Source organism: Gammaproteobacteria bacterium, assembly GCA_041395445.1.
Lineage (GTDB): Bacteria > Pseudomonadota > Gammaproteobacteria > Xanthomonadales > Marinicellaceae > NORP309.
The window spans coordinates 554,650-579,200 of sequence record JAWLAO010000001.1 but is presented as its reverse complement, the minus strand read 5'-3'; the positions used below and the strand labels follow the sequence as shown (position 1 = coordinate 579,200).

At 38.5% G+C, this 24,551-nt stretch carries 22 protein-coding genes and 1 tRNA gene; 11 read left to right on the top strand and 12 right to left on the bottom strand.

Annotation, left to right across the window (positions count from 1 at the left end; genetic code table 11):
- The first annotated feature begins 1 nt into the window (after position 1).
- Positions 2–259 carry a 50S ribosomal protein L27 gene (gene rpmA / locus R3F25_02665; protein MEZ5495720.1) on the top strand — a complete coding sequence of 86 codons (258 nt, stop codon included), beginning with the start codon at positions 2–4 and terminating at the stop codon, positions 257–259.
- A gap of 74 nt (positions 260–333) precedes the next feature.
- On the opposite strand, the gene R3F25_02660 is transcribed toward rpmA, so the two are convergent.
- The 3 genes from R3F25_02660 to R3F25_02650 are packed head-to-tail and all read right to left on the bottom strand — an operon-like array spanning position 334 to position 4,649.
- The gene (locus tag R3F25_02660) at positions 334–2,709 is read right to left on the bottom strand and encodes an aldehyde dehydrogenase family protein (protein MEZ5495719.1); all 2,376 of its coding nucleotides are present in this window, start codon (positions 2,707–2,709) and stop codon (positions 334–336) included.
- A 43-nt stretch (positions 2,710–2,752) separates the two neighbouring features.
- Complete coding sequence (deoC, locus tag R3F25_02655) at positions 2,753–3,712, bottom strand: deoxyribose-phosphate aldolase (GenBank protein MEZ5495718.1); 960 nt, start codon at positions 3,710–3,712, stop codon at positions 2,753–2,755.
- On the bottom strand, positions 3,705–4,649 hold the full coding sequence (locus R3F25_02650; GenBank protein ID MEZ5495717.1) for a sugar-binding transcriptional regulator: 945 nt from the start codon (positions 4,647–4,649) through the stop codon (positions 3,705–3,707). The genes deoC and R3F25_02650 overlap by 8 nt, the downstream gene beginning before the upstream one ends.
- Positions 4,650–4,790: 141 nt before the next feature.
- On the opposite strand from R3F25_02650, the gene R3F25_02645 reads away from it, so the two are divergent.
- Positions 4,791–5,534, top strand: coding sequence for a hypothetical protein (locus R3F25_02645; GenBank protein MEZ5495716.1), 744 nt, complete (start codon positions 4,791–4,793; stop codon positions 5,532–5,534).
- A gap of 12 nt (positions 5,535–5,546) precedes the next feature.
- Positions 5,547–8,507, top strand: a complete 2,961-nt coding sequence (locus R3F25_02640; protein ID MEZ5495715.1) for a hypothetical protein — start codon at positions 5,547–5,549, stop codon at positions 8,505–8,507.
- 394 nt (positions 8,508–8,901) lie between these two features.
- Here R3F25_02640 and R3F25_02635 read toward each other — a convergent pair whose 3' ends face one another.
- A complete protein-coding gene (locus tag R3F25_02635; GenBank protein ID MEZ5495714.1) occupies positions 8,902–9,603 on the bottom strand; it encodes a CsgG/HfaB family protein in 702 nt (233 codons plus the stop codon).
- 83 nt (positions 9,604–9,686) lie between these two features.
- Here R3F25_02635 and R3F25_02630 point away from each other — a divergent pair, with 83 nt between their 5' ends.
- Positions 9,687–10,778, top strand: coding sequence for a bifunctional chorismate mutase/prephenate dehydrogenase (locus tag R3F25_02630; GenBank protein MEZ5495713.1), 1,092 nt, complete (start codon positions 9,687–9,689; stop codon positions 10,776–10,778).
- Here R3F25_02630 and R3F25_02625 read toward each other — a convergent pair.
- Positions 10,775–11,302, bottom strand: a complete 528-nt coding sequence (locus R3F25_02625; GenBank protein ID MEZ5495712.1) for a cation:proton antiporter — start codon at positions 11,300–11,302, stop codon at positions 10,775–10,777. The genes R3F25_02630 and R3F25_02625 overlap by 4 nt on opposite strands.
- A gap of 8 nt (positions 11,303–11,310) precedes the next feature.
- Complete coding sequence (locus R3F25_02620) at positions 11,311–11,868, bottom strand: cation:proton antiporter (protein MEZ5495711.1); 558 nt, start codon at positions 11,866–11,868, stop codon at positions 11,311–11,313.
- A gap of 305 nt (positions 11,869–12,173) precedes the next feature.
- On the opposite strand from R3F25_02620, the gene R3F25_02615 reads away from it, so the two are divergent.
- The 3 genes from R3F25_02615 to R3F25_02605 are packed head-to-tail and all read left to right on the top strand — an operon-like array spanning position 12,174 to position 14,587.
- A complete protein-coding gene (locus R3F25_02615; GenBank protein MEZ5495710.1) occupies positions 12,174–12,701 on the top strand; it encodes a GspH/FimT family pseudopilin in 528 nt (175 codons plus the stop codon).
- Between the two features lie 40 nt (positions 12,702–12,741).
- Positions 12,742–13,602 carry a prolipoprotein diacylglyceryl transferase gene (gene lgt, locus R3F25_02610; GenBank protein ID MEZ5495709.1) on the top strand — a complete coding sequence of 287 codons (861 nt, stop codon included), beginning with the start codon at positions 12,742–12,744 and terminating at the stop codon, positions 13,600–13,602.
- Positions 13,589–14,587, top strand: a complete 999-nt coding sequence (locus R3F25_02605; GenBank protein MEZ5495708.1) for an ion transporter — start codon at positions 13,589–13,591, stop codon at positions 14,585–14,587. The genes lgt and R3F25_02605 overlap by 14 nt, the downstream gene beginning before the upstream one ends.
- A gap of 35 nt (positions 14,588–14,622) precedes the next feature.
- Here the strand turns inward: R3F25_02605 and R3F25_02600 are convergent, their stop codons facing one another.
- From R3F25_02600 to hppD, 3 genes are read right to left on the bottom strand one after another with little or no spacing between them, the layout of a single operon-like run.
- The gene (locus R3F25_02600; GenBank protein MEZ5495707.1) at positions 14,623–15,603 is read right to left on the bottom strand and encodes a fumarylacetoacetate hydrolase family protein; all 981 of its coding nucleotides are present in this window, start codon (positions 15,601–15,603) and stop codon (positions 14,623–14,625) included.
- Positions 15,604–15,605: 2 nt separating this feature from the next.
- Positions 15,606–16,739: a homogentisate 1,2-dioxygenase gene (locus R3F25_02595; GenBank protein MEZ5495706.1), complete on the bottom strand. Its 1,134-nt coding sequence runs from the start codon at positions 16,737–16,739 to the stop codon at positions 15,606–15,608.
- On the bottom strand, positions 16,739–17,764 hold the full coding sequence (gene hppD / locus R3F25_02590) for a 4-hydroxyphenylpyruvate dioxygenase (protein MEZ5495705.1): 1,026 nt from the start codon (positions 17,762–17,764) through the stop codon (positions 16,739–16,741). The genes R3F25_02595 and hppD overlap by 1 nt, the downstream gene beginning before the upstream one ends.
- Before the next feature lie 100 nt (positions 17,765–17,864).
- On the opposite strand from hppD, the gene R3F25_02585 reads away from it, so the two are divergent.
- Positions 17,865–18,308 carry a MarR family winged helix-turn-helix transcriptional regulator gene (locus R3F25_02585; protein ID MEZ5495704.1) on the top strand — a complete coding sequence of 148 codons (444 nt, stop codon included), beginning with the start codon at positions 17,865–17,867 and terminating at the stop codon, positions 18,306–18,308.
- Positions 18,309–18,393: 85 nt separating this feature from the next.
- A tRNA-Met gene (locus R3F25_02580) sits at positions 18,394–18,470 on the top strand.
- 250 nt (positions 18,471–18,720) lie between these two features.
- On the opposite strand, the gene R3F25_02575 is transcribed toward R3F25_02580, so the two are convergent.
- The 3 genes from R3F25_02575 to R3F25_02565 form a co-directional block, all read right to left on the bottom strand.
- The gene (locus tag R3F25_02575; GenBank protein MEZ5495703.1) at positions 18,721–18,999 is read right to left on the bottom strand and encodes a hypothetical protein; all 279 of its coding nucleotides are present in this window, start codon (positions 18,997–18,999) and stop codon (positions 18,721–18,723) included.
- Between the two features lie 57 nt (positions 19,000–19,056).
- Positions 19,057–19,281: a DUF4238 domain-containing protein gene (locus R3F25_02570; GenBank protein ID MEZ5495702.1), complete on the bottom strand. Its 225-nt coding sequence runs from the start codon at positions 19,279–19,281 to the stop codon at positions 19,057–19,059.
- Positions 19,282–19,568: 287 nt separating this feature from the next.
- On the bottom strand, positions 19,569–21,824 hold the full coding sequence (locus R3F25_02565) for a Calx-beta domain-containing protein (GenBank protein ID MEZ5495701.1): 2,256 nt from the start codon (positions 21,822–21,824) through the stop codon (positions 19,569–19,571).
- Between the two features lie 218 nt (positions 21,825–22,042).
- Between R3F25_02565 and R3F25_02560 the strand changes: the two genes are divergently transcribed.
- Both R3F25_02560 and R3F25_02555 read left to right on the top strand, forming a co-directional pair.
- A complete protein-coding gene (locus tag R3F25_02560; GenBank protein MEZ5495700.1) occupies positions 22,043–23,311 on the top strand; it encodes a hypothetical protein in 1,269 nt (422 codons plus the stop codon).
- The gene (locus R3F25_02555; protein ID MEZ5495699.1) at positions 23,308–24,492 is read left to right on the top strand and encodes a heme biosynthesis HemY N-terminal domain-containing protein; all 1,185 of its coding nucleotides are present in this window, start codon (positions 23,308–23,310) and stop codon (positions 24,490–24,492) included. The genes R3F25_02560 and R3F25_02555 overlap by 4 nt, the downstream gene beginning before the upstream one ends.
- Positions 24,493–24,551 lie beyond the last annotated feature (59 nt).

Here is a 24,551-nt window from a genome sequence, read left to right as displayed (position 1 = left end):
AATGGCACATAAGAAAGCAGCGGGTAGTACCAAGAACGGTCGCGATTCTAATCCTAAGTACCTTGGCGTTAAAAAATATGGCGGTGAAGCTGTTCAAGCCGGAAATATTTTAGTGCGTCAAAGAGGTACTAAAGTTCATCCTGGTAAAAATGTAGGAATCGGTAAAGATCACACATTGTTTGCATTAAAAGACGGTCACGTTCAATTTGCTAAAAAAGGACCTCAAAAACGTCAGCATGTGAGTGTTGTTTCTGAGTAAGCAAATTTAAAATATTTAATAAAAAACCCGGTTCAATTCCGGGTTTTTTATTGTCTGTGAAAAACTACCTCTTATCAATCTCCGTAAGGAGTCCAGATATTCTTAACATCTGTTGCCTGATTTAGAAACTCCAAGCCTTGACCTTGTTTATTGTTGAACCAATCGCGTGCTTTTCCGTAATTAACCCAAGTCTTTTTCAAATTGCTTGCCGAGCATTTTTCGACTTCTGTTGAGCCATCAGCATCGCCAAAATACCAAACCGATTCCACTTCATAATGTTCTGCCAGAACTTTAGTCAGCTCATTTTTATTTCCGGTGATGATGTTAATAACACCGCCGGGAAGATCAGAAGTTTCGAGAATTTGATAAAACTCTAACGCCAGTAATCCATAATTTTCCGAAGGAATCACTACAACTCGGTTACCCATGGCAATCGCAGATATGGTTAATGATACAAAACTCAGGAATGGAGATTCTTCAGGGCAGGCAATTCCCATAATCCCATTGGCTTCCGGCATAGCGAGTACCACACCTCTGAGCGGAACATTATGAACCGCACCATCGAATTTATCAGCATAAGATGCATAATAAAAAATTCGTTCAATGGCTGTATTGACTTCTTTTTGAGCCTGATTGGTTGAAACTCCTGTGAGTTTTTTCAAACTTTCGGCAAATTCATTGGCTCTGAGTGCCAGATTCTCAGCAATGTAGAATAAGACTTGAGCTCGATTGTGAGCAGAAGTACTTGTCCAGCCATTGGCTTTTCGGGCGGCTTCTACAGCATTTCGAATATCTTTGCGGTTACCTTTGCCTATGTGAGCTAATAATTTACCATCCTGCGATGCCACTGCTTGCGAATAACCACCATCGGGTCTGACTTGTTTGCCACCAATGTAAAATTTCGGTGTGCGGTCAATAAATGACAAAGACTCTGTGTTATTGAGTTCATTGATTTTGACTGCTTTGGAGTTTTTCAAACCTTTTTCATATTTTGGTTTGACATAGGCATGCATGCCTTCAATTCCACCTTCACGTCCGAAACCGGATTCTTTCTTACCTCCAAATCCGGCAGCGGCATCAAAATGATTGGTGCAGTTGATCCAAACCACACCGGCAATCACTTGCGGAGCGACATCCATTGCTAAGTTGATGTTTTCACTCCATATACTGCAAGCCAGCCCGTAGCGGACGTTATTGGCTAAGTCAACCGCTTCTGCCGGAGTACGGAATGTCATCGAAACCAGTACAGGTCCGAAGATTTCTTCGTTGGCAACATAGTGTGAAGTATCAACTTCAGAGAGTAATGTTGGCGGATAAAAACAACCGCACTCAGGAAGTTGAATATCCGGTTGGAACAATTCAGCACCTTCAGCTACACCTTGCTTAACCAATTCAGTAATCCTTTGTTTTTGGCTTTCATCGACAATTGCACCAATGTCGATCGATTTATCCAATGGATCTCCGATGCGAAGTTTTTGCATACGGGCTTTCAGTTTTTCATGAAAACGATCGGCGATGCTTTCCTGAACCAATAAGCGTGAGCCGGCGCAACAAACCTGTCCTTGATTGAACCAAATGGCATCAATCAGTCCTTCGATCGCCGAATCCACATCGGCATCATCAAATACGATAAATGCGGATTTTCCACCAAGTTCCAATGTGAGTTTTTTGCCGGTTCCTGCCGTTTGCTCACGAATGATACGACCGACATCGGTAGAACCGGTAAAAGCAATTTTATTAATATCTTTGTGTTTGACAATTTCGGCACCGGTTTTGCCATCGCCGGTTACTATGTTGACAACTCCTTTTGGTAATCCGGCTTGTTGACAGATTTCAGCAAATAATAATGCCGTTAAACTGGTGTATTCAGCCGGTTTTAAGACAACCGTATTTCCGGCTGCCAGTGCCGGAGCAATTTTCCATGCCAGCATTAGCAATGGGAAATTCCATGGAATGATTTGTCCGGCAACACCAAGAGCTTGGTAATCATCTAATTTATCTTCCATGAGTTGTGCCCAGCCGGCATGATGGTAAAAGTGGCGAATCACCAAAGGAATATCCACATCTCTGCTTTCGCGAATGGGTTTGCCGTTATCCATACTTTCCAAAACGACAAATAAGCGCGAGTGTTTTTGAATCAAGCGGGCAATTGCATACAAATATTTGGCTCTGTCAAATCCACTTAATTTTTCCCAATCGGGTTGTGCCAGTTTGGCAGCAGTAACAGCCATATCGACATCTTTTGCACTCGCCTGAGTGATTTGTGCCAGTTTTTCTCCGTTTGCCGGATTGTAAGTGTTGAAATATTTTGCGTTCTTGCTGTTGATAAAATCACCGTCGATAAAAAGTCCAAATTTTGAACTATGACTTTTCAACCATTCATTGGCAGCGTCAATGCTTTCAGGAGCTTTTCCGTAATCCATTTCTTCAAAAATTTTCATAATACTCATTGTTTTCACTTTATTATTTGGTTTGCTTGTTAATGTTTAGGCTTTAGCTGATAGCATGACGGAATCCGGCAGAATATTTACCTGTCACATGATGTTCTAACTGTCTTTCGATATCGCCAAGTAAACTCGATGCCCCAAAGCGGAACAACTCCGGTTCGAGCCAATCTCTGCCCAATTCTTCTTTCATCAGAATGAGGTATAGCAAACTTTCTTTTGCGGTACTGATACCGCCGGCCGGTTTATATCCAATTTTAAATCCGGTTCTGTCGAAGTATTCACGAATCATTCTCACCATCACCAAACTGACTGGAAGAGTGGCATTGACTTTTTCTTTACCGGTTGATGTTTTAATAAAATCAGCACCTGCCATCATGCAAACCATGGATGCTTTGGCGACGTTTCTCAGTGTAGAAATTTCACCGGTTGCCAGAATGGTTTTCAGGTGAGCTTCGCCACAGGCTTCTCTGTAGGCAGTGATTTCATCGTATAGTCCTTTCCAGTCTTGCGAAAAAACATGGCGACGAGAGATAACGATATCAATTTCTGTGGCTCCGGCTGCAACCGACCGTTTGATTTCTTCCACACGCATATCAAAAGGTGTTAAACCTGCCGGAAAGCCGGTCGAAACTGCTGCCAGCCCAATATTTGTACCTTGCAGATATTTTTTTGCAGACTCCAGCATTTCATGATAAACACAAACCGCTCCGGTTGTCAGATTTAACTTTTCAATTCCCAGAGCTTTCACAATATCATTACGAATCGGCTTCTTGGCTTTTTCACAAAGTCTGCGGACTCGTCTTTCGGTGTCATCACCGGAGAGAGTTGTGAGGTCGATACAACTGATAGCCTTTAACAGCCAGGCAGCCTGGTGTTGTTTTTTGATCGAACGTCTTCCGCTGTAGGAAGCAGCTCGACGTTCAACGGCACTTTTATTGACTTGAATACATTCAACCCAATCCGGATTAAAAGGAACTCCGGGATTTCTTTCAATTTTACTATTCATAGGATTTCATTAATTTAATTAATTCTTTTGCTGATTCTTCACTGATAATTAAATCGGTGATGATATTTCTTTGTAAAACGGCTTGTGTGACTTTACCTTTTTGACTGCCACCAACAATCGCAATCACTTTTTTTCCTCTGATATCTTCAGAAGACAGTCCGAGTGATAAATTGTTGTCACTATCTTGTAATTCATTGCCATTGGTATCAAGAAAACGACCCATAAAATCGCCAACGGCTTGATTTTTAATCATTTTATCCCAGATTGACTCTTCAATGAGTCCGCTTTCATGAACATGAGCATTACTTTCAATCGAACCAATTCCAACTAAGTAGATTTCTGCTTGTTTAGCAAAGTCCAACATTTGCCGGACACTGTTTTGCTCAAGTAACATCTGTTTCTCGGATTCATCTTTGGCCATATATGGAACCGGCAAGAAGAATGCCTCTGAATTGGTTCTTTCTGCCAGTCTGTGAATCACATCGTAGGGATTTGTTGAAAATCGGCGTGTTAATCCGCCGGAAACAGAAACAAATTTGATGTTTTCAGTTTGAAAATGCGGAAGGTTTTCGACAACTGCCGATAAAGACCGACCTTTTCCCACTCCGACTGTTTTATTTTTATTGTTTTTAAGTAAATTGTATAAAAAAGAAGCACCGGCAGCACCCACAGACTTAAAAGAATCAACTCCTTCAATTGTTGGAGCAACGATGCACGAATCAAGGTTAAACTGTTTTGAAATTTTTTCCTCAAGTTCCACACACTCGATAATTTCGCCCTCAACAAAAATTTTGACGACATTATTAGCATGAGCATGAGCTATCAACCTGTGAGCTTTCACCGATGAGATATTCAGTTTTTTGGCGACTTCACTTTGAGTGTACCCGCCAATGTATGCAAGCCATGCTGCTTTTGTTGCTAAGTCGAGCTGATTCATGATTGTAATTAATTTCAATAAGTGAAATATATTTCATGTAATCATTGTTTGCAACTCAAAATGATAAAAATTAAGGAATAATTGTTAAAACATATTGTTATAAGATATTATTGTAAGGATGCGTTTATTATGGAGACATTGTTGAAAACAATAACAATATTACTGATTATGGCTCTGTCTGTTGCTGTTGCAGAGCAGAGTTTAATTGAAGCAGAGCGTTTTCATATAGAAAAAAATACAGCTAAAATTTCAAAAGTTATCATCGAGAATAATCATGGCGATATTCGGTTGAGACAAACGACTGAAAAGAATTTGGTATTTCATGCAGTTTCGCAGTATTCCAAAACATTCAGAGCAAGTATTGATGAAGAACTCAAAGATGGAGTCTTATCGTTAAAAGTTTCTTATAAAAATCTGCCAACAGAAAACTCATTGGAAAGAGTTGATGTGGCAATAATTGTTCCCAAAGGAGTTGAATTAGACATAAAAATTGAGAAAGGGAATCTCAGTAGTAAAAAACTGGAAAATCAATTAAAAGTTGTCTCTGAATCTTCAGATATTGAGCTAAAATCGACTGGGTTCGCAGATTTATTTACCAAACACGGGAATATTTCATACACATTGTTGAGTAACGAATCATCAGATGAAGTGAACTTGAAAACATATGATGGAAGTGTTTCTTTATATTTTCATGAAGATAACCGGCCCTTTGTGCAAACTATTACCGGAAGTGTTGTAACTAGTAACTCTTTAAATGTTTTGAAGAATAAAAAAATTGAAAACAGAGTAGCCAGTTACAATCAAGATAAATTTTTTGATACAGCAAAGATTCAAACAGATACCGGTTTTATTCAACTGGTTGAAATTGAACAAATTTATAAATAAAGAGAGGTAGAAATGATAAAATCGAAAAAAAGCCAGCCTATACTTTCTGTGTTGGGTTTGCTATTTGCAAATACGATATTTGCTGCTGACAGCACGCAGACACGTTATGGTGCAGAATTTGTTGGAGACACAGTCACACCGGCCGTAGTCACGGTTAATTTGAAAAATTTACCGGCTCCAACTCAATGGAAACCGGGTGATCCGATAAAGGAAATTCCGGTCAAGTTCAATCGTCCGAAAGACTGGGTTAGACCACAGCCTGCAGGCCGTGGGTTTGGTTTTGATGCTTTGGCACAAAAACAAGTGGATGCTGCCTCTACATTTGGAACAGATCCGTTTGATAATCTTCTCTATAACTTGGATGGTGCAGGATTCACCGGAGTAAATCCTTCTGATACGAATGGCGATGTTGGTATCAATTATTATGTTCAAACAATCAATAACAGTAGTAGTTCAATTATTATGATTATTGATAAATCTGATGGTTCTACAGCCGCACAATTTGTTATGGATACGATAGCAAATGGTTCAGGTACCGGTTGCGGTGGCGGACGAGGTGACCCTGTTGTTCTGTTTGATCAGTTTGCTGATAACGGTCAAGGTCAACCGAAAGGTCGTTGGGTATTTACTGAGTTTACCAGTAATTCCTTTTGTATGTACATTTCAAAAACTCATGATCCATTAGGACAAAGTAGCAGCACTTGGTATATCTATGAATTCACTTCAGCATCCGGAGGTTTGCCTGATTATCCTAAATTTGGAGTCTGGGGTGATGCTTATTATGCCGGTGCGAATGAAAGCAATCGTCAATATGCTTTCGACAGAGAGAATATGTTACTTGGTAATCCTGCCAGAGGATATCAAGTATTTACAACAGTTGGATTGCCGGGTTTCGGTTTTCAACACATGATGCCTGCTGATGCCGATGGTGAAACTTTACCGCCACAAGGGGCTCCGGGAATATTCATGCGTCACCGTGATGGTGAGTATCATGGTGATAATCCTCCGGATGATGTATTGGAATTATGGGAGTTCACAACTGATTTTGATACTCCTGCAAACAGTGCCATAACAGGTCCGATAAACATTCATGTCAGCGAGTTCGATACACATCTTGGCGGAAGTAACTTTGGTGATTTATCTGTTCCGCAACCAAACGGAGCAACCAATCTATTTCCTTTGAAACAACCTTTGATGTGGCGAGTTCAACACAGAACGATTGATGATAAACAATATCTAGTCGGTAATATGGTTACTGATGTTGATGGCAATGATTATCATGGTGTTCGTTGGTGGCAACTGGAAAGACCGGCAGCTTCAACAAGCGGAAATGACTGGGTTCTTAAAGATGAAGGAACATATACTCTCAATGATGGAGTTCATCGTTGGATGGCATCAGCTGCTATGGATGGTGATGGCAATATTGCAATCGGTTACAACACATCCAGTAGTTCTGTTTTCCCGGGTATGCGTTATGCCGGACGTTTGACAGATGATCCTGCCGGAACAATGCCAAGAGGTGAGAATTCAATTATTGAAGGCAGTGGCTCAAATAGCTCAGGAAGATATGGTGACTATTCATCATTGAATGTCGATCCTGTTGACGAATGTACATTCTGGTATACAGCTCAATACAACGCTTCCTCAAATTGGAGTACAAGAATTGGTGCATTCAAATTTGAGCAATGCGGATGTCAGCTTTCATTGGATACCATTAATGTAACCGGAGCAACTGTTCCAAATGACAATCAAATTGATGTTTCATGGGATGACTCAGCAACACCTGAAATGATAGAGTATAAAATCTATCGTTCAACAACAATGGGGACTGGTTATGTACTCATTGATACGGTAGCAGATACTAGTCCGGGTACCGGAAGTACGGGATCATATACTTATAATGATACAGCAGTTTCGGGTGGTACAGTTTATTATTACATTGTTAAAGCTTCTGATGGTGGCGCGTGTTTGACATCAAATTCAAATGAAGTGAATGCAACCGCTACAGGTTTATGCACACTTGCACCAACATTTGCAGGAATTACCTCTGCGAGTAACAATGCGACGCAATCTTGTAGTGTTACACTCAATTGGGATGCAGCGAGCTCCCAGTGTCCGAACAGTCAAGGTGCGTTAAATTATTCAGTATATCGTTCGACTACAAGTGGATTTACTCCATCACCGGCTAATCAAATCGCCACAGGAGTCAATGCTAATACTTTTCTTGATAATATTGGTGGTCTAACTTCTGATGTGGATTATTTCTACGTGGTTAGAGCTTATGATACTGATAATTCAGTAGAAGACAGCAATATCACAGAGGATTCAGCATTTCCAACCGGTCCAATTACACCACAACCTTTTGATGATAATTTAGAAAGTTATACAACAATTTCAGATGCCGAAGCTGCTGGTTGGTCTCATAATGCAGCTACAGGTGCCGATGATTGGCGTATTGAAATCGGGGATGATAATACCAATGGCACAGGTGCTGCTTTTGTTTCAACCGATGTAAGTTCTGCTTCAGATAAATCAATAATAACCAGGGAGTTCTCTCCTTCAGCAACTTCGGTCTTGAGTTTCTATCATAAATATAACTTTGAAACGAGTTATGATGGTGGGGTTCTCGAAATAACTGTTGATGGTGGCGCTAACTGGACTGATTTGGAGTCGAACATGACAACAGGTTCTTACGATGTCACTTTGAATGGAGGATTTGGTCAACCATTAGGAGCAAGACGCGCATGGAATGGACAACAAGCATCATTTACACTAATCGAAGTTGATTTATCTCCATACCAAGCACAAGTCGCTCAAATTAGATGGAGAATGGGTACAGACCAAAGTGTCGGTGGTGGTGATTGGAAAATAGATGACATTGTTATTACTAATTCCGGTTCATTTGGTACTTGTGATGTGCCTGTTGATTTAATATTTATGGATGGTTTTGAAGGTTCTCCGCCACCACCATAAACAGTGTTTTATCTGAATTAGACACATAAATTAAACCCCTGATGAACTCAGGGGTTTTTTATTGAGAATCATAAGTTTACATACAATGTAAAATGAATCGACAAGTCTTAATCCAGGCGAAATGCTCGAATAACATAAATACTATCATTAGTGGTATTGCTATTTTTATATTCCAGATAATTGAATACTAAAAAAACAACCTGAGGCATTTAGAAAACAGCTAATTGTTAATAAGGTATTCGAAAGCCCCAAAAGATTGGCCATGGGTTTATGTTTTTACAATTATTTATAAGTTTATAGATTGTCGGGCATGGACAAGTTCATGTATTGAATATTCTGTAGCATAAAAAAAGCCGGAGTTAATCCGGCTTTTTCAATCACTTTGATGCCATTATTAATCTAAATCAACATCACCTTTTGCTTTGTTACGTCTTCTGCGTTCTTTGTCTCTGTATTCATCCATACATGAGTCTTGGTCATACATTGCGCAAGCCAAATAGTCTGTAATTTCAATGATAACTGCACGAATCGCTTTACCGGCCGGAGTTTTCTTTTCGCTAGCTAACGCACCGCCAAAGCCACCACGGCTTAGACCCAGGCTCATTCCACCACTTTTAGCTGTTGCTGTAACAGTTCTTGCGTATTCAACAACTCCTGTTGTTGAATCAATTACTCTGATATCAATGCCGATTGTTGAAGTTTTCTTATTGCCACCAACAGAAATTCCTTTAAAACTGACCCCACCGCCTTTACCGCCGGTTTCTTCAAAATTGGAAACAGAACCGGTAACCAAGTATTTTGCACCGGTTAATTGTCCCATTTTTGCAGCACTGCTTTTTGAAACACGTCCGGATGCGCCTAAGTCTTGCTCAGAAAGTACACCATCCAGTTTTCTTCTCTCAACAACTTTGAATACACCTGTATTCATAAGTTCATTGGATAACATGTCGCTCAGCTCACGGCCGACACCACTTTGCCACCAGTAGGCTTGAGTTTCATTCTTAAATTCTAAAACGGCAACAACCGGTCTGTCATCAGCAGCCAGAGCTGTGCCTGCCATCATTACTGCAAATAATGCAAACAACACTTTTTTCATAATAATTCCTCAAATGCTAAGTATAAATGTAAATAATTGCTACAATCTTAACCCATTTTTTAACGAAGATAAACCCCTCTCCAATGGATATATCAAAACTCAATGAATTGCGAAAGAACCTTGATACAATTGATGAGCAAATTGTAGCCCTTTTGGCTGAACGACAAATGAATGTTGATGCAATCGGTTCTGTGAAACTTGACACAAAATCTCCCACAAGAGATTATGAGAGAGAGAAGCAAGTTATTGATAATGTTATAAAAGTTGCCAAACAAAAAAATGTTGACAGTGATATTGTTAAGCAAATTTTTACCTTAATTATTAAGACTTCTCTGGAAAAACAGGAAAATCAAAAGATAAACACATCGGATTTCGGGTTTGAAAAGTCCGCTTTAATTATTGGCGGTTGCGGAAAAATGGGGCAATGGTTTGCTCGTTTCCTGAGTAATCAAGGTTTTAGAGTTGATATCTCTGATATTAATCAGGAAGAGAATAATGTCGATTATAAAACTGTGAAACTGGATTATGATTATATCATTGTTGCTGCACCCATTGATGCCAGCGGAAAAATTCTAAAAGATTTGGCAACTCTCAAACCGAAAGGAATTGTATTAGATATTGGCTCGATTAAGAGTCCGCTGAAATTACCACTGATGCAGTTATCGGATGCCGGTTGTAAGGTGGTTTCAATTCATCCAATGTTTGGTCCCGATGTGAAACTACTTTCCAATAAGCACGTGATTTTTATCAATATGGGTGATTCGGCATCTGTTGAAAAGGTCAAACAGTTATTTAAACCAACTATGGCGGAGCAAATTGATATGCAACTGGAAGACCACGATCGTTTGGTTGCTTATATTCTCGGACTATCTCATATTGTAAACATTGCCTTTATGCTGGTTTTGTCTGAATCCGGTGAAGCCGCAGGAACTTTGTCTAAATTATCAAGTACGACGTTTGATGCGCAATTTGCCATTGGCGAAAATGTGGTTTCAGAGAATCCGCACTTATACTTTGAAATTCAAAAATTGAATAACTATTCCAGTTCGACACTCAATGCGCTAGGCGATGCTGTACAAAGAATCATCACAGTTATAAGCAATAACCAAGAACAGGCTTTCGTGAAAATTATGCAAAAAGCACAACTTTATAGTAATTCTCGTTGTGCCCCTTAATTTTTAAATTTGGTTTTCCACCAACGAATATTCAATGGAACAGAAACATTGAGTAAAAATGCAGTCAGCATGAGTGTATAGAATGCCTCCAAAGTCATGATTTTGTATTGTACGAATGCAATATTCATGACAACAAATGCCAACTCAGCTCGACCCAACATCCCAAAACCAATCATCAAACTCGAAGGCCAGTCGAATTTACCGGTGTAATAAGCAGCAATAGCAGCCGAGGCAATTTGTCCGATAAATAACCCGGCGAACAACAGTAAAGACTCAGGTAACACTGAGATAAAGACATCAGGATAGAAAATGAGTTTAGTTCCTAATGCCACAAAAAACACCGGACCAATCCAGGTGAAAGCCACATTATCAACAATTCGTCGGGATTGTTCGAAGTAGTTGGTGTTATGTTCTTTATGAAAATCAAAATAATCGGAATGGATGACCAAACCTGCCATGTAAGCTCCAATCGCCGGGTGAAAGCCAAAATAATGAGCAAGCAATCCAACGGCAACAGCAATCAATAATAAACTTAAGACGGCATATATTCTCCTTTGCCCATGGATAACACATTCTTGAGGCTAAAAAGATTGAAAGCAGGAATAAATTTCAAAACCCCTTTTTCTGATGGAAAAATCCACTTGCCCAACACTGCAATAATAAGAAAGAAACCAACAGCTTTTGCCAATATAATCGCAATTCCGATAATATCAGTTCCTGTTTCGCCAGCGGCAATCGGCACAAGGATAGCAACTAGTGCCAAAGAAGCAATATCATCCAATATAGCAGAAGTCATAATTCCTGTTGCTGCCATGGTTCGGTTTAAGCCCTCACTATTCAAAGATACCAAAGTGAGTGATACAGCTGTCGCAGTCATGGCAAGCCCGCACAGCAATGCCATATTTTTGTCATTCCAATAATAGAGTGTTAATGAATAGGCAACCACAAAAGGGACTAATGCGCCAAAGAATGCGATGCCCCAGCTTCTTTTGATTCCGGAGATAAAGTTATCAGTGTTCTCTTCAAATCCTAAAGCAAACATGATAATGATAATCCCTAACTCAGAGAAATTATGAATGAATTCAGGCATTTGCTCTGGGACTATCCCTAAATTCACCATAAAGAGCCCAAAAATAAGTACCAAAGAACCGGCGTTAATCGTGTCTTATCAGCCATGTAAGAAGCAATAAAAACACTGAACCAAATTACCGCTAAAATTGCTAAATCATGATTTATTCGCAAAATACCTCTTAGAACTCAATATCATTCTACAACGAAAATACGAATTTTCCTACAACATTCAAAGCCAATTCCTACGAAAGCAAAGGGAGTTTCCTATTTGAATTATTTCCCTAAAAACTATCATTTACACATTCAAAACATATAGGTATTTTTATGAAAAAAGTAAGTGGTTTCTCTTTGGTTGAGTTGATGGTAACACTATCTGTTATGGCAATTTTATTGGGTTATGGTCTGCCAAATTTCTCCGGTTTTATGCTGAATAATTATTTGGATACGGAAAGGAGTCGTTTAACCACATCAATGACTTTTGCCCGAAGTTACGCAATCAACTCACAAAAATATACAGTTGTTTGCCCAAGTATTTCGGGGGAATCTTGTGATGCTGACTCCAACTGGCATAACGGTTGGATTGTTTTTATTGATGAGAATAGAAACCGAGAACTGGATGCAACTGATGAAATACTGCGATTTGAAAATCCCATGAAAACACAAATTTCAGCAACTTCATCGGTTTACCGTTCAAAAATCAGATATGACGGAACCGGTTTTTCGCCTGGGACTAATGTCACAATTACGTTTTGTGATGATCGAGGCATTGACTATGCAAAAAACTTGATAATAAATAATTCCGGTCGAGTGAGGCAATCTGATGCAAATTCAGGCAATGTTTGTACAAGATAATATTTTCAGGGTAAAATAAAATTTTCACCAGACCTTATTTATGCATTATTTAGTCGATTTTGATCCTGTATTTCTGGACTTAAAAATAATTAAAATCCATTGGTACGCTGTGACATATCTGATTGGTTTTGCTTTATTCATAATTTTAGGGAATTATCAGGTTAAAAAGTACCAAACTTCATGGACAAAGGAGCAGGTTTCAGACTTTTTGTTTTACGGGGCCTTGGGAGTTATTTTTGGTGGTCGTATTGGTTGGGTTCTTTTTTATAACGACACCTCAATTTTGGATGATCCGTTTTTACCATTCAAAGTTCAGGATGGCGGAATGTCATTTCATGGTGGATTACTTGGAGTGATTGTTGCCATTTATTATTTCCACCGCAAAACGGGAAAGAAATTTGTTGAGATTTCAGATTTCATTGCTCCTTTATGTGCCTTAGGAATTGGTTCGGTTAGGGTTGGAAATTTCATCAATGGAGAACTTTGGGGGCGATTAACAGACAAACCTTGGGGAATGATTTTTCCGGATTCCCTACCTTTTTCTTATGGTAATGCAAATATTGAGGAATTGCATCAACTCAATTCTCAAGGAGTTTTAAATGAATTTGCACGGCATCCGTCTCCGTTATATGAAGCATTTTCTGAAGGTTTAATCACTTTTATCATTGTTTGGGTTGTTGCCAGAATGGTTAAAAGACAAGGTGTTGTTACCGGCACATTTTTGATATGTTATGGAATTTCTAGGTTTATCGTTGAATTTTTCCGAGAGCCTGATGAAAACCGAGGTTATATTCTGTTTGACTGGATGACAATGGGGCAGATATTAACTGTGCCTATTTTAATCCTCGGTTTGGTATTTATTTCGGGAATCTTTAGCAATAAAGCTCATGCGAAAAAATAAACACACCTTCAGAAAAAAAACATTCATGGTTCTTGAGCGTGAGTCTCACTCCAAGTTTGCCGAGTTTGTTCATTATTTATTAATGATTTTAATTTTGCTGACTGTGATTGCAGTTATTCTAGAAAGTGATGCTGAATTGTACAAAAGATATTTTTTATTTTTCAAAACTCTTGAAATTATTAGTTTAATAATTTTTACCATAGAATATATTTTACGGGTTTGGTCAAGTGTGGAAAGCAGGGATTTTAAAGGAATAAAAGGGAGAGTCCGATACATGCTGACTCCAATGGCTATTATTGATCTACTTGCAGTATTACCCGTTTGGTTTGGTATTATTGTGTATCGTGATTTTATGATTTTAAGAGGGTTACGGTTGGTTCGGGTTTTTAAGTTAACCCGTTATTCACGCTCTATGAATCTACTGACTTCAGTTCTAAAGAATGAAAGTGCAAATATATTTTCAGCATTTTTTGTTTTAAGTATATTAATTATTATAGCTGCAACAGGGATGCATTTAGTTGAAGGTGAAGAACAACCTATGAACTTTGGCACAATACCACGTGCAATCTGGTGGGCAACCGTGACACTAACTACTGTTGGGTATGGAGATGTTGTTCCAATAACCATAGCCGGAAGGATATTTGGTATCGTTATTCTGATTTCAGGTATTGGCATGGCTGCACTACCGGCAGGTATTCTCGCAGCCGGATTTACAAAGGAAATTCAAAGAAGAAAAGAGTTATTTCGAAATAAGGCTATCAGTTTTTTATCTGATGGTATTCTGGATAAAAACGAACAAAAAAAACTACGCATTCTGGCTCATGATTTGGGTATTCCGGCTCAATATGTTAAAAATATCATATGGGATTTAGAAAGGCTCCAACTCAAAATCACAGAACTAAATTGTCCTCATTGTAACAATCCTATTGAAATTGAACATTACTCGGATAATATTAAAATCAGACACAAAAAAAGCCACGAATAAGAGTTAAATCGTGGCTTAAATCAAAAAGTTTCGTTTTATCCTTTTACAATTGTATTATGAATGGTTCCAAAAATATTGTTGCCATCTTTGTCCAGCATCTTAATTTCAATGTCATCGCCAAAACTCATAAAAGGAGTTGTCGCCTTTCCGTCATTGATGATTTCCAGAACACGCTTTTCAGCCAAACAGGATGAACCTAATGATTCATCTTCATTGGCAATCGTTCCTGAACCAATTATTGCTCCGGCGGCTAAAGGTCTGGTTTTAGCAGCATGTGCGACCAGTTGGGCGAAGTTAAACTGCATATCAACACCTGCTTCAGGGTGTCCAAACCACTCACTATTTAATGTGCTATGAAGTGGTAAGTGGACTTTGGAATCTTGCCAGGCATCACCAAGTTCATCCGGTGTCACAAAGAAAGGAGACAATGAAGTAGGCGGTTTGGATTGCATAAAGCCAAACCCTTTTGCCAGCTCTGCAGGAATCAGATTTCGCAAAGAAACGTCATTCAAAATACAAATCAGTTTGATATGTTTTGCCGCGTCTTCAACAGAAACAGCCATTGGTACATCATCAACGATGACCGCGACCTCTGCCTCAAAGTCAATTCCATAGTCTTCGCTGGTTACTGCAATATCTGCATGCGCCGGTAGAAAACTGTCGCTGGTTGCCTGATACATCAACGGATCTTCCAAAAAGCTCGGAGGCATTTCAGCGCCTCTGGCTCGTCTCACACGCTCAACATGAGCCAGATAAGCACTTCCATCAAGAAATTGGTAAGCTCTTGGTAAAGGGGCTAATAAATCTTTGGTGTTCAGATCAAATGCATCTGTGGCTTGATTGTTGTTTAATTTTGTATAGACTTCTTGTAATTCAAAAAAAATATCATCCCAATGATCCAAAGCGCTCTGCATTGTAGCTGCGATATCTTTGACTGCAACCGCCTTGCTGTTGTCTCTGCTGACAACAATTAACTGTCCGTCACGAGTGCCATTATTTAAAGTTGCTAATTTCATTGTTATTCTCCTTTCAGTTTCCATGAATGAACATATTCAGTCCACTCAACCTGTTCAAATTCAGTACTGACCTCCAGCGGGTCACGAGTATCAATCATTACGGCGACCTCATCAGTCATTGCGTTTTCTTGCCTGAAGGCTTTTTTCAAAGCTCCGGGGTGAGGGCCATGTGCAAATCCTTGAGGATGGTATGTTAACATTCCCGGATGAATATTGTCGCGCGAGAAAAAATTTCCCATGTGATAAAAAAGGACTTCATCATAATCATCATTATTATGAAAAAATGGAATTTTCAATGCTTTTTCCGCTGTCTCAAAAAGTCTTGGTACAAAAGTGCAAATGATAAAACGATTACCCATAAATGTCGTATGAGCTGATGGAGGAACATGGTATTTGTGACTAAGAACTGGAGATATATCTCTCCAGTTCAGTTGAACCGGCATCAGATTTCCACGCCAACCTATAGCATCCAAGGGATTGAATGGAAAAACCTGACGACTGATTTTGTTTCGATGCTTAATCAAAACAGTCCATTCTTCATCATCACTTTGCTGATCCAAAAATTGTTCATCAATCGCAGGAACTCCATACACCGCCGGATCGACAATGGCATTTGGTCCAAGTAATCCTTTGTCAGGAAGCTGATAATGACCATTGGTGCATTCAATCATTAAAACTTCACAATCAGTTGTTGTTTCCAAACGCCAGCGAGTGCAGCGGGGCAAGGTGAAGTAATCGCCCTCAACCAGTGAAATATGTCCATAATCACAAAAAATCTCCAAGTTTCCCTTGTGGATGAAAAGCATGTCATCGCCATCAGCATTGCTGACTAGATGATCCATGTTGGAGTTTGTTTTAAACATCCGAACCTTGATGGATGAATTGTGCAACATCACCGAAGCTTTGAATGGACAGTCATCAACCTGAGTGAACTTGTTAGTATCAAAAGCGCGAGGTTGTAATTCGCCTTCAAACTCTGACCAATTTGTTGGCGGGTTTTTATGATAAAAATGCGCGACCGGACCAAAGAAACCCTCTTTCCCGACTTCCCTCTCGTAAGTTCCTTCAGGCAAATCATAATGAGCTTGTCTGGCTACTGTTCCTTCTTTTTTAAAAGTCTGAATCCAGTTCTTCATTATAGATAACCTCGTCTTTGTTGTTCAAGTTCAATAGAATCAAACAAAGCCTGGAAATTTCCTTCACCAAAACCCTCATTTCCTTTACGTTGTATAATTTCAAAAAAGATAGGGCCTATGCAATTTTCGGTGAAAATTTGTAACAGAATCTTTTCACCGGTTTCTTCATCAGCATCAATAAGAATTTTGTTTTTTCTCAGACGTTCAATATCTTCCGAATGCTTAGGAACTCTTCGATCAATGATTGAGTAATAGGTATCGGGAGTCACCAGACAATCGACTCCGGTCGCTCTCATTGACTCAATGGTTTCGTAGATATTTTCGGTGTAAAGAGCAATATGTTGAATACCTTCACCATTGTATTCATGGATATACTCATTGATTTGTGATTTCTCGTCAGATGATTCATTCAACGGAATTTTGACTGAACCATTTGGAGACTTCATTGCCTTCGAGGTCAGCCCTGTTTGTTGTCCACGAATATCGAAGTAGCGAATTTGCTCGAAATTAAACAGGTTAACATAATACTGTCCCCACTTTTCCATGTTTCCATAGTGGACGTTGTGAGTTAAATGATCAATGAATGTCATTCCCCAGCCACTCGGGTATTGGTTCATTCCGGGAATCTCAACAAAATCATTTTTGAGCAAACGCCCATAGTTTTCTTTATCAACCAAATACAAAACTGCACCGCCAATCCCTTTAACAGCCGGTAAATCCAAATCACCCTGTAAGGGTTCAGAACCATTGTCAACAGCATGATCTAAAGCTGTCTTAGCGTCATCAAACACAATCGAGAAGCCATTGGCTGAAGGACCGTGTTGATTTTTAAATGACTCTGCAAATGAAGCTTTTTCATTATTCAGCATAAAATCTATGCCACCTTGGCGATAAAGTGTTATATCTTTTGTTTTATGCTTTTTAATAGCATTAAATCCCAATCTTCTGAATAATGTGTCAAGAGCATGTGCGTCAGGAGAAGCAAACTCAACAAATCCAAATCCGTTGATTGTATTTTCACTCATAATAATTCACCTCAAACTTGTAATTGGCAACATTTTAAGCATAATTAGTTTCAAATGAAACTAAATTTGTGGTTTTAGTTACAAATGAAACTAAATGATTATGCAACTCAGTAAATTTCTTCCTTACCAGCTTTCAGTGCTGAGTAACAAAGTGAGTCAGGGGATTTCCAAATCCTATAGGAAACAGCACAATATCAGTATTTCTGAATGGCGTGTTTTGATTATTTTGTCAGAAAACTGCGAGCAGACTGCGAAGGAGTTAGTCGAATATAGTCAAATGGATAAAGTTCGTATCAGCAGAACCGTCAAAGTTTTATTGGATAAAAAGCTAATCACGCAGAAAGTCTGCCAAAATGATGCTCGCTCCAAGAAATACAAACTTACGAACTCCGGAAATGACTTGATAGAAGCTGTTAAACCAAAGGCATTGGAATATGAACAATTATTGATAAGTATGCTTAGTGAGAAACAACTGAATGATTTCAGAAATACAATTGAAATCCTTAATCAGCAAACCGACAAAATATTACAAGAAAATTCATAATTTGAAGATTTGTACTTGACAAAATATTAGATAAATATGAAAATTCTCGCCCTCAAGTCATTTACTGATTTGCAGTCCATTCAATGGCTATGTAGCTCAGCTGGTTAGAGCACAGCATTCATAATGCTGGGGTCGGTGGTTCAAGTCCACCCATAGCCACCATTTTCCTGTTTCGCACTGTTTTAATTTGTATCAAAAACCCTTGTAAAATAAGGTTTTGAGAGCCATTTTGGTTTCAATCTGTTTCAGTTTATTTCATTGTTTTTCATGTGTTGTGGTGCTATATTTGGTGCTATTACCCAGTTCAATAAATGTAGGTAGCACCAAAATGGCTCTAACAGACCTAAAAATAAGGCGTACAAAGCCACAGTTAAAGGATTTGTGGTTGACTGATGAAAAAGGATTAAGGCTCTTAATTAAACCAAGGCTTCCTGCCAACAGGAGTTTTAACTTTTAGAACTCCGTAATCAGCACCATCTTCAATATTCTTAGATATTTTTATTGATAAATGTTTATTGAATTTTAGTTTATTAGGTACAACTCTTTTTCTTTTATGAAGTTTTTCAGATAATGAATTTAAGACATTAGGCAAGATTTCACTAATGTTTTCTTCCTGTCTCTTCAGTGACTCCAGTAAACGCTTTGGCGTTCTCAAGTCTTGAAGTGCCATATATTTTACTAATTTTTTCATTTCTCCATAAGTTAGATTTTTATCATTTATTACTTTTTTAACTATAGGAGCAGCAGGCTATTCAAACTCTTCATCAAACCATCTTTCAATTTCATCATTCTCTGAACCGGATTCGATAAAAGTATATAAATTTTTTTGAATTGCATTTGATTTTATTGAGCCTTTAACCCATTCAGGTACATTTGGATGACTAACCAAGTAATTATAAATATAAATTTTATTTTCACTATCTGACCAGTTTTTCAAATAGTTCTTAGGAACATAGTGGTTTTTTGTTTTCATTTCTTTCAATATTTGATAGAGTATTTATATTAATTAGAACACAGCTTAATAACTTCCTAAATCCAATTCTTTCATTTTTACCATTATAAAATATAACTTCCCTATGTGTTGATTAACGGATTGTGCTGTACGGTTGCTTTTATCTTTGCAGGAATCACTGCCAGTATTTGGGGATTATTTTTAGGCTTTATACTGATGCTAACGGGTTTGTTGATAATTCGTAAATTGTCGCAATAAAAAAGCCATGAAATTCATCATGGCTTTTTAGTTTGCTTCTCAGCTAAGATTTAATTGTTAAATTTTCTTTGTTTCACAAAGATAAACCCGACAACTAACAGCATTAACAATGCAATTCCATAAATAGTTAAACTTGGAATAACAAACGGAATAAAGAATCCGGCGATATTACTTAACGCAGATGACTCATTGCTGTTGTCGCCATCATTATCAAAATTAATAGTTGCTTGATTGTCAATTTGTCCTACAGCACTATTACTGATGGCTGTATTTATAGTTATGGTAACAGAAGCTGCTGCTGGAATTGAACCATTCCACGAAACCATATTACCAACATTGCTAACAGTACCTGAAGTGGCATTTGCACTGACAAATGTGACACCATCAGGAAGTGTATCCGTCATTTCATCACCCGGATTATTATTTTGCGGATTTGGACCGGTATTGCTCAACACGATTGTATAGGTTGCTGTTCCACCGGGAACCAAATCCCCTGACACTGATTTAGTGCCTGAAAGCACAGCCTGAACATTATCATCATTCAGGATAGTACCTTGACCTTGATTATCAGCAATAAGTGCGCCTGATGCATTGCTCAAGTTGACGAAGAATGTTTCGTTCGGCTCAATTGTAACATCACCATTAACTGTGACTGAGACAGTTTGTGAGGTTACACCACCTGAAGTAAAGTTTACAACTTGTCCGGCAATTGCAGTATAGTCACTACCGGCAGTCGCCGTTCCGTTCGCAGTATTCACTTCAACTGAAGCAGTAACTGACTGATCAATACTTACAGTGAAGTTAAAAGTTGAAGTTCCTGCGTTGTCTTCAGTTTGGGTGACATCATTAATTGAAATGTTTGCAACATCATCATTTTGAATTGTGCCCAAACCTTGGCTGTCGGCAATGACTGCTGCGCCTTGTACATTGCTGAGATTTACAAAAAATGTTTCATCACTTTCAACAGTGGTGTCTCCATTGACAGTTACCGATACAGTTTGTGTAACAACTCCCGGGTTATCAGAACTAAAATCAACTGTTCCTGAGGTTGCAACATAATCATTATCAGCAGTGGTTGCAGTATTGTCAGCTGTGGCAAAATCAACAGAGATATCTCCCGTAAATCCGGGAGTGATTGAAACAGTAAAATCAAATGTTGTTGTTCCGGCATTACCTTCGGTTTGGGTAACGTCATCAATTGTAATATCTGCGTTATTGACATCATCATTTAAAATAGTACCGGTAGCAGTTGTCAATAATAGTGAACCGCCACCTTCTACTGGAGCCGGTGGTAACGGACCGTCAAAAACTGATAAAATGAAAGTTTCATCGTTTTCAACCGTGGTATCACCAGAAACCAATACTGTAATATCTTTAGAGGTTTCTCCGGCATTGAAGCTCACAGAACCAGTAGGTAACGATCCTCCGAAATCAGCTGCATCGGCAGCATTTGCTCCAGTAGGGTTCACATCGTAAAAGACAGTTGCACCAAGACATCCATTTGTTCTGGTAACTGTGAAAACAAAGGCTGTTGTTCCTGCATTTCCTTCATCTAAGGAAACATCACCAGAAGCTATATTTGCTAATGAATCTCTTAATGCAAAAATACTGGAAGAATTATTACCTCCATTTGGAACTCCCGGAGTTAAACTTGCTTGAGCGACATCAGAGGCCCAAGAGCCATCGAGATGAGCATTGTCTACAATATCACTCAACTGAACTCCGGTATTATTAGCCGGTGAATTCGTCAAAGTAAAAGTTGCGTTTGAACCAAATGGCCCTGGCGAACTATCCCAGTTTATCGCAAATCCATTAGCTGTAAGCACAGCACTTCCATTTGTACCATCGGTATCCACATAAACCACATCAGTTCCTGCGAAATCTCCGTTCGAACCATTTGAAGTCAGATTGGTACCTGAAGTTTTTAGAGTAATATTCCAGTCATTTACAGCAGGATTATAACTGGTATCTGAAGCCGGACCTGTATCACCGGCTACAGTGATAATTGTTCCTTTACAATAGGTGTTATTAATTCCTTCCATTCCGGTAAACTGATAACCGGCAAACTTTGCATTTGTTGAGGATGTGGAATCACCCAAAAAATAGGTGTTAAGCTCAGCTGCAGACATATCTTCTAATAATACGAGTTCGGCCCATTCGTTTCCTGTATTCAAATCACCTGCACGTAAAAATTCGTTAACAATAATTTTATATGTAGGTCCTCCGGCGCTAGCACTTCCGGCAATAGCAACAAAAGCAGATACGGTCATAGTATTACGCCAGAATCTGTTTAATCTAAATTTCATACTTTTAATCCTCACAATATCTAAAAATCAAAAAAAACTGGTTCAACAAGATACAGATAGTTTCTATTTATGTCAAATATCCTTCTCCAAATGGTCTGAAAACATACGACATTAGCAGTAAAATATAATGTTGTAATATACATTTCACTTTTTGTGATTTGATGATTAGTCTATTTGAATAGTGTTATAATCCCGATGCGTAATAAAAATTGATTTATATGAGCGAAAAAGATACAAGTATGGAAGAAGTTGCAGAATCAAATTCCGATATGATTGACTCTGAAGTTGTGGAAAATGTAGAAATGCAAGAAATCACCTCAGGTTCTCGTACCGGCAAGGGTTCATTCTTTAGTTTTTTAAACTTTTTAATTGCACTTGCAGCATTGGCGGGTTGTGTTTATCTTTACTTAAAAATACAACAACCTGTTCATTCAGAGCAAACTGATAAATGGCAGGAACCTTTGAAACAACTTCAGCAAAAAACAGAGCAGAAATTTTCTTCATTATCACTGCAAATAGAAAAAATCACTCAAACTAATTCGGAATTGCATAAGCAACTGGAAAAAATTGAGAATATTGCATTAGCCATGCAGGCCAGCAATGAAAATCAAACGCAAAATACAGAAATGATGCAATATGATGATACATTGATAATTCAACAGCTTGATGAACTTAAAAGAAAAATCAATTCTCAACAAGATTCTTTGACACAAGCTCAACAACAAATTGATATTCAGAAAAAAGATTTTCAAAAGACTTTGAGTGAACTTCAGATTTCAGGGAATATCTCCAACAATGAAAACCAAATCAATCAAAAACAACAAACAATTAACTACGTAGAATCACTGTTAGATGCTGCCCAGATGCAATTGGAAATTTATCAAAATCAAAATAAAGCGAAAGAATTTTTGCAAAGTATTCGTAAAAAAATTGAGAATACAGCTGATTTTTCCGGTTTTGCTAACGAAGTTGATAATGCCATCAATGCAATCCAACAAGTTGAAATTCCGGATTATCCTCGACTGAAAACTCAGGTTGATTACCTATCTCAGTCAGCCAGTCAGTTGTTTTCATCACATATTGAAAATAATCAGACAGACGACTCTAAAGAAAACTCGTCATGGTTTGATAATTTAATCGTCATTCGTAAAATTGAACCCGAAGCCGAGAACAATCCAAAGAAAGAAGAGTTATCAATCGCTCAAGCTCAACTACAAAACTATTTTGAAAGTTTACAAACAGCCATTCGCTTAAAGAATGATGAAAACTGGCAAAACAATTTAGCTGCGATAATATCTCTTCTCAAACAAAACTCTTCAACAGAGAGCTCCGATATTTTACAACAATTAGAAGATTTAAAGGCGGTTAATCTCAATCCTCAGTATCCTGACTTAAGCAAATATTTACAAAAATTCAGGAGTTTTAATTCTTCTAATTTTCTTGAAGAAAATAATTCCCAACCACAAGATAAAAGTGCCGGCTTATGAAAAAGCTGATAACGATTTTTAGTATCATCTCACTGGTTCTTTTAGCCGCATTAGTGACACCTTCGTTAATCAAAGATCCGGGGTATTTCTATATTCGCTTTGCCGGTTATGAAATTGAAATGCGAGTAATCGTTGCTTTCGGTTTGCTTGTCCTGTTTATCTTTTCACTTTGGTTGTTGATATATTTTATCCGCTTTCCAAAAAGAACCATGCGCAATTTTTCAACCAATCGTTCTCGCAAATCATTTGCGAAAGGGTTATTGGCTTTAAGTGAAGGGCGTTGGAAAGTTGCTGAAAAACTGTTGGTGACCTCAACCAAAAACAGTCCGACGCCTGAGTTGGGTTACATGGCCGCTGCCAGAGCGGCGGTGGCACAACACAAATTGGAACAGGCCTTTGATTATCTCGATGCGGCTGAAAGCAGCACCGATAATCCGCTAACTGTGGATTTAACTCGGTGTGAACTTTGGGTCAAAATCGGCGAATTTCAAAAAGCGGTGCAATTACTCAACCGAATTTTGAAAAGCTATCCTAACAATCCTCGAGCCCTGCATATTTTGTCGCAAGCAGCTTCCGGAAGTCAGCAATGGCAATTGCTTCGAGAGATTATGCCCAAAGTTGCAAAATTAGAAGTGTTACCGGTTGAAGAAACCAATCGAATCACCCGAAATGCCATATTACAGCAATTGCAGAATGCTGAACACGAGAACGATTTACAACTCACTTGGGATAGTTTAAGCAAAGAGCAAAAATCCGATTTACAATTCATCCAACTTTATGCAAAAAGTGGTTTAAGACTGGGAATGCACCAGCAAATTGCTAAATTGATTGAAAATTCATTGCATAAAGACTGGTCGGATGAACTCTTGCAAGTTTGGTCAGAATTGGAATTAGACACTCATTCTAAAATCAAAACAGCGGAAAAATGGTTGAAAAAATCTCCTGATAATGCACTATTGCTAAGAATTTTAGGCGAACTTTGCTTGAAGAACCAACTCTGGGGCAAAGCACAGGAATATTTAAATAAAAGTCTGGATATTGACGCAGATAAACAAACTTTTAAACTTATGGCGAGATATTTTGATTTGGTTGGTGAACCCGATAATGCACTTGAAGCCTATCGTCATGCAGAAACTTCCAAACCATTGGCACTTCCAAAGCCGGAAGTTTCTAAAGAATAAAATTGAACCCGTGCGAGAACAAGGAATCAAATAGTTTTTTACCAAGTGTAAATAAGGCA